Raw genomic sequence first — 12,226 nt, forward strand, 5'->3', positions numbered from 1 at the left:
CCCCCGGGGTTACGGTCGCCCGGAGCCTTTTGAGCGTGAGCCAGTACCGGAACGCCGACGTGCCCGAGTCATGGGTGGAGGTCTTGGGTGTCGGAGCAGCACCGGGGCCCAGGGACCGATTTCGCCGCACCACGACTTGTCGGGCGAACTTCAGACGCAGGACATTCGCTTCGCGCCGGAAGGCGGCGTTCGACGGTCAGTCGGTCTACGACGTCCGAGGGCTCCTGTTGTACTGCTCCAGCGTCGCGTCGTCGGTCGCGACGTTCATCAGATCGAGCACCCAGGGTCCGGAGTCGACGCTGAGTTCCTTGTCGAAGCCCACCCACTTGCCGGTCATGGTGCGGCCTGTTGGATCAACGATGAGCTGCAACGCTCCGTGGTAGACCGCGCCCTGTGCTCTCGTAGGTGTAGTGGCTGTGCCAGACGCCGCCCAAGGAGAGCTGCTCCGGACTGCCCTGGTCAGACTGCTCCTCGTTCGCCAGTTGGCAAGTCTGGCGGAGATCGGCTGTGACGTCGGTGGGCATCGTGGAGTTGCCGTCGGCTGTCCGGCGTCGGCCGCGTGTCAGACTGCCGACATGTCGGTGCCTGCGTTGCTGCTCCCTTCGCCGGTCGAGGTGCTCGACGACGAACGCCTCGACGCGGCCGGCGTGCGGCTTCTGCTCAAACGGGACGACCTGATCCACCCCGACCTGCCCGGCAACAAGTGGCGCAAGCTGAAGTACAACCTCGAAGCCGCGCGAGCCGCCGGTGCTGCGCGGCTGCTGACGTTCGGTGGCGCGTACTCCAACCACATCCGGGCGGTGGCGGCTGCGGGGGCGCTGTACGGGTTCGAGACTGTTGGTGTGATCCGTGGCGAGCCGTATGACCCCCTGAACCCGTCGCTGCAGCTCGCGGTCGATCAGGGCATGCGTCTGACGTATCTGGACCGCCAGACCTATCGTCGGAAGCGCGACCCTGACGTGATCGCAGGTCTCCATGGAGCGTTCGGGGACTTCTACCTGGTTCCCGAGGGCGGCAGCAACGCGCTGGCCGTGCGCGGGTGCGCCGAGCTGGTCGATGAGATCACCGAGGAGTTCGACGTCATCTGCTGTGGTACCGGCACGGGCGGCACGCTGGCGGGCATCGCGGCGGGGCTCAGGTCCGGGCAGCGGGCGATCGGCTTCTCCTCGTTGAAGGGCGGGGAATTCCTGTCCGACGACGTCGCTGCGCTCCAGCGTGCGGCGCTCGGAGAAGTGACCGGGAACTGGGAGATCGAGACGGGTTATCACTTCGGCGGATACGCGAGGTCCACGCCTGAGCTGGCTGCTTTTATCGGCGACTTCGAAGCGCGCCATGGGCTGCGCCTGGACTGGGTGTACGTGGCCAAGATGATGTACGGGATCTATGACCTGGTGGCTCGGGGCCGGTTCACCACAGGAACCACCCTGGTCGCGGTCGTCACTGGTCCTGATTTCGCAGCTTCGAGTCGTTCCTAGTGCTCGCACGCTGATGTGGGGGTCAGCTCCCGTGCTGGGTCAGATCGGATGCAGTCTGGTGTGTCTTTCCCGCGCACGGGGGAGTGAGCCCTCGGTACCTTCGTATGCTGGTTGGACGTTCCCGAGACGAGAGCGGCATGGCCGCTGGTTTCCGTAGGTTGTACACGGCATTGTTGTCGCACGGACATCGCAGGGTGCGGTCCGGTGGATATTCGGACGGCGGGAGCAGGATGAAGCGGCGACGTGACCGGCTTGCCAATCGGCGTCGGGCACTGGGGCTGAGCCAAGAAGCGCTCGCCGAACGGCTCGGGGTCGAGCGCACCACGATCGCTCGGTGGGAGCTGGGCGAGACCCAGCCGTTGGCGTGGTTCCGGCCGCGGCTCGCCGGTGTGCTGAAGGTTTCGGTGGATGACCTGGACGTGATGATCCAGAACGTCGAGGAGCAGTTGGGATCACGTGACCCCCACGCGTCGCGGCTCCGCGTCGCGATCTGCGGCAGCCGGGTCACAGGTGCGGACGAGGCATTGATCGATGCGACGGTTGCGGAGCTCGCTCGTCTGGTCGTGGCGCAGAACCTTGAGGTCAGCCACGGGCCGGTTGGGGTCGGTATCGAGGTCATGACGTATGTGGCGGACCAGTTCCGACCCCCGGGCTTCAGCATGACCGCGGCGCTGTTCGACCACGAGAACGTCGTCCGTGGCGCGGAACTTCTCCTTGTCATTGGCGGTGGATTCGGAACCGCCGCGGAGGTGACGCTCGCCAGACAGGTCGGAAAGACGATCGTGCCATTCCCGCGCACAGGCGGTACCGCGAGCCGTTGTTTCGAGCTGATGCGCGCCGATCCGCGCCATCGTGGTGGACTTGCCGAGTCCGTCCTCGACGAGATCGGGGCCTGTGAGAACTCGGCGCAGTACGGCATGCTCGTCGAGCGCATTGTCTCGATGAAGGTGGGGGCCTGAAATTGACCAGCCGACCGTACGTCGTGCTATCCGTGGCTGCGAGCCTCGATGGGTATATCGACGACGCGACGCCCGACCGCTTGCTGTTGTCCAACGACGAGGACTTCGACCGAGTCGACAGTGTGCGCGCCGGAGTCGATGCGATTCTCGTCGGGGCCAGCACCATCCGGGCTGACAACCCTCGCCTGATGGTCCGGTCCGAGGAGCGCCGGGCCAAGCGAGTCGGGGAAGGGCAGCCGGAGTCCCCGATCAAGGTCACGATCACGGCCAGTGGAGACATCGATCCGGAGGCGAAGTTCTTCGCGACCGGAGCCATCGACAAGGTCGTGTACACAACAGCCGCTATCGCACCGGCACTCGCCAACCGGATGGGTTCAGCCGCCACCGTCGTCGGACTTGGGGACGAGGTGGGTCCTGCTGATGTCCTGGCCGATCTGGCGGCGCGCGGCGTGGAACGGCTGATGATCGAGGGCGGCGGAACCATCCACACGATGTTCCTGTCCGCTGGGCTGGTGGACGAGCTGCATGTTGTCTTCGCGCCATTCTTCGTCGGCGACGCCGGCGCACCCCGCTTCGTCAGTCCCGCCGCTTTCCCCCAGGACAGCAAGCACCGGATGATCCTTGCCGAGGCGCAGGCCATCGGTGACTGCGTCCTTCTGCGATATCTCCCGCAGCGATGAGCGAAACCTCCGAGTCCCGGGACAGGGAGCTTCTTGAGCAGGCCATCGCCTTGGCGTGGCGGTGCCCGCCGTCCGAGACGGCATTCTCGGTTGGTGCGATGGTCGTGGCCGACGACGGAACGGTGCTCGGTACGGGGTGGTCGCGCAAGAGCGACCCCCACGAGCACGCTGAGGAAGCAGCGCTCGCGGATGTTGCCGAGGCGGATCGCGATCGACTTGCTACCGCCACGATCTATACCTCGCTCGAACCCTGCAGCACGCGCGCCTCACGCCCGGTCACCTGCACCCAGCACATCTTGCAAGCGGGTATTCCGCGGATCGTGTTCGCGTGGCGTGAGCCGGACCTGTTCGTCGACTGCGTCGGTGCTGAGACGCTGCGTGCCGCCGGCCGCGAGGTGCATGAGCTGGCCGACCTGGCCGCTGCGGCGCGGGAACCCAATTCGCACCTGGTGCCCGCCAGTTTCGAAGCCGCCGATACCGATGGACCAGCCGGTGAGTGACCCGGCAGAGGTTTCGTCCGGACCGAGCGAGGTATTCGAGCGGCAGATGGGCGCCGACCTGCTCCCGATAGAGGTCGCTGTCGTTGGCGTTGCCAACGTCGACATCGTCACCCGGGTCGAACACTTGCCGCAGGAGGGGCAGACCGTCTTCGGTGACCGACTCGAGATCCTCCCCGGCGGTAAGGGCTTGAATCAAGCTATTGCCGTGGCCAGGCAGGGTGGTCGCGCGGCGTTGGTGGCGAACGCGGGCGATGATCCCTGGGGCCGGCGACTGCTGGATTCACTTCTTCACGCAGGTGTCGAGGTGAGCGCCTTCCAACTGATCGCTGACGACACCACCGCTGGCGTGCTCATTCAGATTCCTGCCAGCGGCGATAGTGCAGTCACCGTGACACGGGCGAGAAGAACGCTTCACTCGATCGAAGACGTCGAACGAGCAAGTGCACTCCTGGCCGAGGCGACCGTGACGATCGTCCAGTTGGAACTTGATCTGCCTGTCATCGAGCTCGCGGTTGCGTGCGCGGCCGGGCCCGTCATCGGCATGCTGGTGCCCAGCGAACCGTTACCCCGGAACGCGCTGGAACGGCTCGACCTGCTGGTCGTCAATGCGGCGGAGGCCGCCCAGATCGTCGGTGGCGTCACGCCACGCACCGCGAAAGCGGCACGTCGCTGTGCCGAAGCTCTTCGTGAGATGGGGCCGTCCTCGGCCGTGGTCACGATGGGCGCAGCGGGCGCGGCGTACGCGTCTGAAGACGAGGACGGCTTCGTGGCGGCGCCAAGAGTCGAGGTCATCGACACCACTGGCGGCGGTGACGCTCTGCTCGGGGCGCTCGCGCTTGCCCTGAGCCGCGGGGCGTCACTGCCGCAAGCGCTCCGGCTTGGTGTGCTCGCCGGATCTCAGGCGGTTCAAAGTGTCGGCGCCTCGTGAGGTTTCCAGCGCACAGAGCGAGACCTTGTGGGTCGCGACAGTCAAGACTGTTCCCGCCTGCCTGGTCACGCACACCGGGAAGCAGCTGACGTCCGGGTGCTCGCACGGTCGCCGATCAAGCGACCGCCGTCTCTGACGGCCCCGGGCCGGTGGCTTTGTGCTGCCCTGACGACGCTCCCGCTCCGCGAACGAGGCGGTATCCGTGCAGGTCAGATGCGTGATGCGACAGTGCTGCTACATCCCTGCGGCATTGCTGCGATGGGTTTGGGCATCCGTCTCGGATTCGATGGGGGCAAGCGGGCAGGCGATGTTCCGGGCTGAACCGTCGCCCTGCCTGCGGCAAGTTCCGCTGTTCAGACACCTCACCAGAAGGAGTACGCGATGGAGACCAAGCCTTCGGACGTTCCCACCGACGTTGAGACCGTGACCGTCGAGCCCCCGGTGGTGACCGATCTGGGCAGCCTCACGCGGCTGACGCTCGGTCAGGGCAAGAACGACACGGCCGATATGAAGAAGTACTACTACTGACCGACTGGCGCCGACGAGACGGGAGGCCTGACCCGATGCGTAGTTTCGGTGGATCGATCACGACGGGAGCGGGCCTCCCGTCCCGACCGGCGGGCAGTCGTGTGCTGCAGTCCCGGTATGCAGCGATGTGGTTGCTAGGTGACTGGCCGGACAGCCAGGTCCGCATCCTCGATGGCCCGGACTGGTGGTGTGTCGTGCTCGGTGATGTCACGTGCGGGGACAAGGAGCTGGCTCAGCAAGCGCGCCGGTTCGCCGCCAGGCTGGAGACTGAGCCGTTGATCGACCGGGGTGGGAACAGCCACGTCGTCTGGGCGGACGCGCGCCGGGTCATCGCCACCGGTGACGTCGCTGGTACTCGCCTCGTGTTCCATGTGGTGCAAGACCGGACAGCTCATTTTGCCTCGTCGTCGCATGTGTTGGCTGATCTGCTTGGCACGGGCGTCGATCCGGGTTGGTTGGCACTACGCCTCTCGTGCCCGGACATCGTCCCGCTCTCGACGCGGTCGGCTTACGAAGGCGTAGCGGCAGTGCCACCGAGCACCATGCTTGTCCTGCGGTCCGGTGAACCGCCGGCGATCGTCGACCGGCCGCAGCAGGATCCGAAATCGAGCCTTGTTGGCGGCGGTGAACGCGTTCGGGAAGCTCTGCGTGCCGCGGTCCATGCACGGCTTTCCGGGGGCGTGACAGCAGATCTTTCGGGTGGTCTGGACTCGAGCTCTGTCGCAGCGCTTGCCGCGCCTGCCGTCCCGCTGATCGGGCTGACTCTCGATTCGGGGCAGGCCGGCAACGAGGACCTGGCGCATGCCAAGCGGATCGCCGGGACGCTGCCGATGCTCCGGCACGAGGTCCGGCAGATTCCTGACGCGGTCCTTCCCTACACGGACCTTGACCTGGTTCCGCATACCGACGAGCCGTGGTCTGACGCCGTCTTGTATGCCCGCACCCGGTGGTGGCACCACCAACTCCAGGACCTCGGATCAGCGGTGCACCTGACCGGCGACGGCGGTGACGCCGTCCTGTCCGGATCGCTGGCCTATCTCGCAGACCTCAGCCGGAACCTGCCGCGACTCGTGCACGAAGCGCGAGCCTGGGCACAACTTCGAACCAGCGCACCGTTGCCAATCCTTGTTGCCGCCGTTCAGCTTGCTGGGTCGTCGGAGCGGTCGGCGTTGCGGCGGACAGCCCGTGAGCTCAGCACTGGACGATCCCCGCGGCGGGGAGCGGCCGGACGGCTGCGGTGGTTCGGAGCGCCCGACGCCGCCTGGCTCACTGCCGAGGGGCGCCGCATTGCCGCCGAGTGCATTTCCATGCCCGGCCATCCGGCAGCGGACAGGACAACGGTTGGTGACCGTATCGCCCGGAACGCGGTTCTCTCGTTCGGCCGGGACCACCGCATCGACCTGGAGATAGCCGAGACCCACGGCATGCGTCAGATGGCGCCGTTCATGACTGATGCCGTAGTGCGCGCGTGCCTGTCCGTACCGGTACGGCAACGTACCAGCGCATTCGTGGCCAAGCCTCTGTTGCGGACAGCCCTGCACGAGCACGTTCCCGCTCTGGTCCTTGACCGGTCCACCAAAGGCGACTACACCGCACTGCACTACGCCGGTCTCGCCCGCAACGCCAGCGACCTGCGCCGCGTGTTCGCTGACTCGCGGCTTGTTGAGTCCGGACTCCTCGACTACCGGTACGCCCGGTCGGTGCTTGACCGGGCGGCCCAGGGTGCGGACGTCCGGCATGCTGCTCTCAACGACGTCATCGCTACCGAGGTCTGGCTTCGAACCGATGCCATGCGTTCCCGAGTTTCCTGGACCACCGGAGAGGACACAGCAGATGACGCTCCGCTACCGACTCGCCGATCACGTTACGTCCACACCGACGCCTGACGGTGGCAGCGTGCTGACTGATGTCGCTCGTAACCGTGCCTACGCCCTGAACCCCACCGCCGCCGCATTTCTCACCACACTCGTGGAGGGAGCTGGCGGTCAGATGCCGAGCATCGTCGAGCGCATCGCGCGACAGGACTACGCGCAGGCAGTGTCCTGGGCCGAAGGTCTGCGGGCCACCCTCGTGCGCGGGCACCTCATCCAGGAGGCAGAAGCATGAGCGTCACCATGGCTGCTCCGGACGCCGTGCGAAAGCCCCGTTCCCAGAGTGCCCTGCCCTTCATGCTTCTGGTGCTCGTGATCGCGACCCTACGGCTCCTGCCTCTTCGCGCCGCCCTGGGGGCAACCGCGCATCTCAACAGTCGCGCGCGTGAGGCGGCGACTTCGTACGACGCCCTCGCCGCCGTACTGGCTGCTCGCCGTGCTGCCGCCTGGTGGCCCGGCCGGGCGGCATGCCTGGAGATCGCCCTGACTGCGACATGGCTGGCCGCACTGCGCGGACGAGCCGTCACGTGGTGCCACGGCGTTCAGGTCCACCCGTACACCTTCCACGCATGGGTCGAAGCCGATGGGGTACCTGTCGGTGAACCCGCGACCACGTCCACTTTTCTGCGCACCATGTCGATCCCTGCTCGGGCTCGAACTGGTCCGACCCGAAGGAGCCACCCATGACCACCGCTGTTGCCGATGCTGTTGCCGCTGTCGACTACGACCACTTCGTGACTGAGCCTGACGGGTCCGCGCTCCCGCAGTCGTCGAGTGTCACGTCAATCCAGCAGATGCTTGAGGACCTCGATGTCCGGCCCGGACACCGGGTGCTGGAGATCGGCACCGGCTCTGGCTACACGACTGGGCTGCTCGCCAACCTCGCCGGCCCAGACGGGCTTGTGCGGTCGGTCGAGGTGTTAGCCGACCTCATACCCCGCGCCCAGGCGCGCCTTCAGACGGCCGGAGTCACGACCGCGACCGTGACCAACGGCGACGGGTACGCGGGCGACCCGGCCGGAGCGCCGTACGACCGTGTCGTCGCGTGGGCCACCCCGCATGTGATCCCGTCGACCTGGATCGACCAGATCGCTCAGGACGCGGTGATCGTTGCGCCGGTCAAGGTCGCGCGCCTCGCCAGGGCGCACGCGATCGTGACCGTCACTGTTGCTGGGGGCCGCCCCTCGGCTGTCTCGGCGCGGCCCGGTGGGTACATCGAGATGCACCCCGAGCCCGTCACCGTCTTCGGGCTGCCGCTGCGGTATGTCGACGCGTCCCATGTTCCTGATGGCGCGGAACCGTGGTGGTTCAGCAGCCCGGCGCTGCGCGAGGTCCCGGGCGCGCCCAGCCAGATCCTGGACCGGCTCAGGTCTGACCACCTCGCCTCAGCCACACCCCTGACCACGGCCGAGGATCTCGACGACTTCACGGCATGGCTGTACGCCACAGCCCCCGCCGAACTGGCCACAGCTGGGCTCTCCGACCGCTTTTCCGGCATCGGCGCGGCCACGGAGCACGGCGCCGCGTTCCTTACAGAAGACGAGCTCGTCGCCGTGGGAAGCCCTGACGTGGTCCGCACCCTCACCCTGTGGATCGAACGGTGGCGGGACGCGGGACAGCCAGGCTGGTCCGGTATCGCGGGCGTCGTCGTCCCGAATTCCGAGGGCTGGAGAGTTCGACTGACGCTCCAGCTGCCCGCCATCGCGGACCTCAAGTTCTGAGCGAGCCGCAGGGGGTGAGCGACGGTCGAGGAGACGTGGGCTGTTTGTCCCGACAAGCAACCTCGCTCCTGCCCACTGCGTTCCAGCCAGCGTGACCCCGAGCCAGAAGCGGCGCCGCCGATGAACCATCAGGACACTCTCCAGAACCGCACGATGCTGGCGGCGCTCGACATCGACGGCACCCTCGCCCAGTCAGGCACGACGCAGATCGCGCCGACGGTCAAGGCCGCGGTCGCTCGCTTCCGGGCAGACGGGCACCACGTGGTGCTGGCCTCGGGACGATCCCTGGTCGGGGTCCTGCCCATCGCCGCGGAGCTCGACCTGACCGACGAGTGGGTGATCGCGTCCAACGGCGCGGTCACCGCGCGGCTCGACTCCCGGGTGCCACGCGGCTACGAGCTCGAAGACGTGCGGAACTTCGACCCGGGGCCGGTTGTCCGGCTCGCGCGAACCATGCTTCCGGGCGTGCGGGTCGGCGCCGAACGGGTCGGGTGGGGCTACGACGTCACGCATCTCTTCCCGACAGGGCAGCTCAACGGCGCCCAGCAGATCGTCCCGGCCGCATTGCTGGGGGAGCGGTCCACGACACGACTCGTCCTGCGCGGTCCGGGCGTCAGTGCCCTTGTCGATCCCGTGCGTGCGGCTGGTCTCACTGCTCTTCTGACGGAGCCGGACTGGGTGGATGTCACTGCCCCCGGCCTGAGCAAGGCGAGCGCCCTGGAGAAGGTGCGGGCCAACCTGGGTATAGACCCGTTGCGGACCCTGGCGATCGGCGACGGCGAGAACGACCTGGAGATGCTGCGGTGGGCGGCCCGCGGTGTAGCTATGGGGCACGCCTCGGCCTCGGTGCGGGCGGCGGCTGACGAGGTCACCGGAAGCCTTGGCCAGCATGGGGTCGCTACCGCGCTGGACACACTCCAGCGTGGGGCGACGTCGGACAGCGGTAACGAGTGCGACGGACCGATCTGACGGCCCCAGGCTTCAGACGACCGCAACCCCCGGAGGTTACGGTCGCCTGAAGCCTTTTGAACGTGAGTCAGTGCCGGAGCGCCCAAGTGCCCGAGCGATGGGGGAAGGTCTCGCCGAACCGACCTGCACCGTCCGGCGGTAGACTCCTGGTTCTCCGGCAATCAAGCCGGGCGACGACCATGCCCGCGATGGTTCGCGGAGACGACCGGCAGCGTGTCACCATCGGCGTGAGCGCGTGGCCGCAGGCGGGGACGCCGCGCGGTGAACCGGCGGCCGATCGGAGCGTCCTGGCCGGGGCCACCTGCCCCACGGGCCGGCTGTCCGACGTCCGACCGGTCCTCGGCGTGGGCGTAGCTCGTGGCGCCGCGGTCGCGTACGGATGCAGCGAAGGAGTAGATGTGGCACCACCAGGCCAACGCCGGTCCGGTCGCACGCGGACCGGGTCCGGCGGCCAGCGCCGCCGCGCACAGCGGCCCGCCGAGCAGGGGATGATCCCGGTGCTCGCGGAGGTCGCCCGCGAGGTCGACGGCGCGGTGCGGAGACCGCCGACGCGCCCGGCGGTCCGCACGAAGTTCCAGGTCGTCGCGCTGCTCATGCGGGAGGAACGGGCCCGGACCAAGGCCGACGACGACCTGAGCGACGCCAAGCGGAACCAGCAGCTCAAGCGGCTCGACGAGGTCGCGACGCTGCTGGCGAGGATCGCCGCCCGGGACACGTCGCTGCTCGAGCTGCTCGCCGAGGACGCCAAGGTCTCCGACGCGGCACGTGCCTACAAGGCGACCGTGATGCGCGCCGGCGGCCTGGAGCCGCCGGAGGAGCCGCCCGCCCCGCCGGCCGCGCCGCCGCCCGGTGCCGAGAAGCGCGTGGTGCCCCGCTCGGTGATCTCCCGCCAGCTCGCGAACCCGTTCCTCGCCCCGGACTTCGAGGCCGCGGCCGAGCGGGTGGCGCCGAAGGTCCGCCGGCTGGCCGGCTGGGAGCTGCTCGAGCCGCTGTTCCGGTCCTTCGAGTACGCCGGCGCCGGTGCACCCGCCTGCATGCCACTGCCCGAGCCCCGCTCGCTGTCCGCCCGCCACGGCCGGCAGCTCATGCGGCACCAGGCCCAGGTCGTCGAGGCCACCGCACGCGGGCACCGCACCTTCCTGCTCGCCGACGAGCCAGGGCTCGGCAAGACCGCCCAGGCGCTGCTCGCCGCCCAGGCGGCGGACGCCTACCCGCTGCTCGTCGTCGCACCCAACGTGGTCAAGACGAACTGGGCGCACGAGGTCGGGATGTGGACGCCGCAGCGCCGGGCGACCGTGGTCCATGGCGACGGCGAGCAGATCGACGGGTTCGCGGACGTCGTGATCGTGAACTACGAGCTCCTGGACCGGCATGTCGGCTGGCTCGGCGACCTCGGCTTTCGCGGCATGGTCGTCGACGAGGCGCACTTCATCAAGAACAAGGGCTCCCAGCGCTCCCAGCACGTGCTCTCCGTCTCGGAGCGGATCCGCGCCCGGACCGCGCGGCCCCTCCTGATGGCGCTCACGGGCACCCCGCTCATCAACGATATCGAGGACTTCCGGGCGATCTGGCAGTTCCTCGGCTGGATCGACGACACGAAACCGCTGGCCTCGCTGCTGACCGCCCTCGAGGGCAACGAGCTCACGCCTGCCGACCCCGGGTTCTACGCCGCCGCCCGGACCACCGTGATCGACATGGGCATCGTGCGCCGCCGCAAGGCCGACGTCGTCGCCGACATCCCCGCCCGCCGGGTGGCGGACCTGCCGGTCGAGCTCGACAGCGCGGCGGGACGCTCGATCCGGGCCGCGGAGACCGCGCTCGCCGAGCGTCTGGTGAGCCGCTACCGGTCCGCCGTGCAGGCGCGCGCGGAGAGCTCGGTCACGGACGACGTCGTCGTGGACGGGGTCGACCTCGACCTCGCGCGCCGGGTCGCGGCGGCAGAGCTGAAGGACTCGAGCTCGCGGGCCGACGGCGAGAACGTGTTCAGCATGGTCCGCCGGATCGGCCAGGCGAAGGCCGGGCTGGCCGCCGACTACGCCGCACAGCTCGCCCGCAACGTCGGCAAGGTCGTGTTCTTCGCCAAGCACGTCGACGTCATGGACCAGGCAGAGCAGACCTTCGCGGACCGCGGCATCGGCTTCGCCTCGATCCGCGGTGACCAGACGCCGAGGACGCGCGAGAAGAACATCGCGGCGTTCACGAGCGACCCCTCCGTTTCGATAGCGGTCTGCTCCCTGACGGCCGCCGGCGTGGGGCTGAACCTCCAGGTCGCCTCCAACCTGGTGCTGGCCGAGCTGTCCTGGACTTACGCCGAGCAGACCCAGGCCATCGACCGGATCCACCGGATCGGCCAGGCCGAACCGGTCACCGCCTGGCGGATCATCGCCGCCCAGACAATCGACTCCACCATCGCGGAGCTGATCGACAGCAAGTCCTCTCTGGCCGCCAGGGCACTGGACGGCGCGGGGGACGACGACGTCGCATCCTCCACCGACGTCCAGCTCGAAGCGCTCGTCACGCTCCTCACCGACGCGCTTCGCTAGAGCCAGGCGGGTGGTCGGCAGAATGTCAGGTGATCGGCAGTCCGGATTACCG

General features: G+C 68.2%; 13 protein-coding genes. 12 read left to right on the forward strand and 1 reads right to left on the reverse strand.

The genetic code is table 11. From position 1 onward, the window contains the following. Positions 1 to 205: 205 nt before the first annotated feature. Positions 206 to 370, reverse strand: a complete 165-nt coding sequence (locus ACFWE2_RS20485; protein WP_377226055.1) for a hypothetical protein — start codon at positions 368 to 370, stop codon at positions 206 to 208. Positions 371 to 575: 205 nt separating this feature from the next. Between ACFWE2_RS20485 and ACFWE2_RS20490 the strand changes: the two genes are divergently transcribed. The 12 genes from ACFWE2_RS20490 (at position 576) to ACFWE2_RS20545 (ending at position 12,174) form a co-directional block, all read left to right on the forward strand. Then, entirely contained in the window at positions 576 to 1,475 is a 900-nt protein-coding gene (locus ACFWE2_RS20490; RefSeq protein ID WP_377226056.1) for a 1-aminocyclopropane-1-carboxylate deaminase/D-cysteine desulfhydrase, read from the forward strand. A 230-nt stretch (positions 1,476 to 1,705) separates the two neighbouring features. After that, positions 1,706 to 2,434 carry a helix-turn-helix domain-containing protein gene (locus ACFWE2_RS20495; protein WP_377226057.1) on the forward strand — a complete coding sequence of 243 codons (729 nt, stop codon included), beginning with the start codon at positions 1,706 to 1,708 and terminating at the stop codon, positions 2,432 to 2,434. A gap of 23 nt (positions 2,435 to 2,457) precedes the next feature. Continuing rightward, the gene (locus tag ACFWE2_RS20500) at positions 2,458 to 3,114 is read left to right on the forward strand and encodes a RibD family protein (protein ID WP_377226066.1); all 657 of its coding nucleotides are present in this window, start codon (positions 2,458 to 2,460) and stop codon (positions 3,112 to 3,114) included. Further along, positions 3,111 to 3,614 carry a deaminase gene (locus tag ACFWE2_RS20505; protein WP_377226058.1) on the forward strand — a complete coding sequence of 168 codons (504 nt, stop codon included), beginning with the start codon at positions 3,111 to 3,113 and terminating at the stop codon, positions 3,612 to 3,614. The genes ACFWE2_RS20500 and ACFWE2_RS20505 overlap by 4 nt, the downstream gene beginning before the upstream one ends. Next, entirely contained in the window at positions 3,607 to 4,542 is a 936-nt protein-coding gene (locus tag ACFWE2_RS20510; protein WP_377226059.1) for a PfkB family carbohydrate kinase, read from the forward strand. The genes ACFWE2_RS20505 and ACFWE2_RS20510 overlap by 8 nt, the downstream gene beginning before the upstream one ends. A gap of 381 nt (positions 4,543 to 4,923) precedes the next feature. Then, positions 4,924 to 5,070 carry a lasso RiPP family leader peptide-containing protein gene (locus ACFWE2_RS20515; protein ID WP_377226060.1) on the forward strand — a complete coding sequence of 49 codons (147 nt, stop codon included), beginning with the start codon at positions 4,924 to 4,926 and terminating at the stop codon, positions 5,068 to 5,070. Between the two features lie 35 nt (positions 5,071 to 5,105). Continuing rightward, positions 5,106 to 6,956: an albusnodin/ikarugamycin family macrolactam cyclase gene (locus tag ACFWE2_RS20520; protein ID WP_377226061.1), complete on the forward strand. Its 1,851-nt coding sequence runs from the start codon at positions 5,106 to 5,108 to the stop codon at positions 6,954 to 6,956. Between the two features lie 10 nt (positions 6,957 to 6,966). Then, on the forward strand, positions 6,967 to 7,176 hold the full coding sequence (locus ACFWE2_RS20525; protein WP_377226062.1) for a hypothetical protein: 210 nt from the start codon (positions 6,967 to 6,969) through the stop codon (positions 7,174 to 7,176). Between the two features lie 62 nt (positions 7,177 to 7,238). After that, entirely contained in the window at positions 7,239 to 7,628 is a 390-nt protein-coding gene (locus ACFWE2_RS20530; RefSeq protein WP_377226067.1) for a lasso peptide biosynthesis B2 protein, read from the forward strand. After that, on the forward strand, positions 7,625 to 8,662 hold the full coding sequence (locus tag ACFWE2_RS20535) for a protein-L-isoaspartate O-methyltransferase (protein WP_377226063.1): 1,038 nt from the start codon (positions 7,625 to 7,627) through the stop codon (positions 8,660 to 8,662). The genes ACFWE2_RS20530 and ACFWE2_RS20535 overlap by 4 nt, the downstream gene beginning before the upstream one ends. A 120-nt stretch (positions 8,663 to 8,782) precedes the next feature. Next, positions 8,783 to 9,631, forward strand: coding sequence for an HAD family hydrolase (locus tag ACFWE2_RS20540; protein ID WP_377226064.1), 849 nt, complete (start codon positions 8,783 to 8,785; stop codon positions 9,629 to 9,631). Positions 9,632 to 10,029: 398 nt separating this feature from the next. After that, positions 10,030 to 12,174 carry a DEAD/DEAH box helicase gene (locus ACFWE2_RS20545; protein WP_377226065.1) on the forward strand — a complete coding sequence of 715 codons (2,145 nt, stop codon included), beginning with the start codon at positions 10,030 to 10,032 and terminating at the stop codon, positions 12,172 to 12,174. Positions 12,175 to 12,226 lie beyond the last annotated feature (52 nt).

The organism is Promicromonospora sp. NPDC060271 (genome assembly GCF_042726755.1).
In the GTDB taxonomy this organism is placed as follows: Bacteria; Actinomycetota; Actinomycetes; order Actinomycetales; family Cellulomonadaceae; genus Promicromonospora.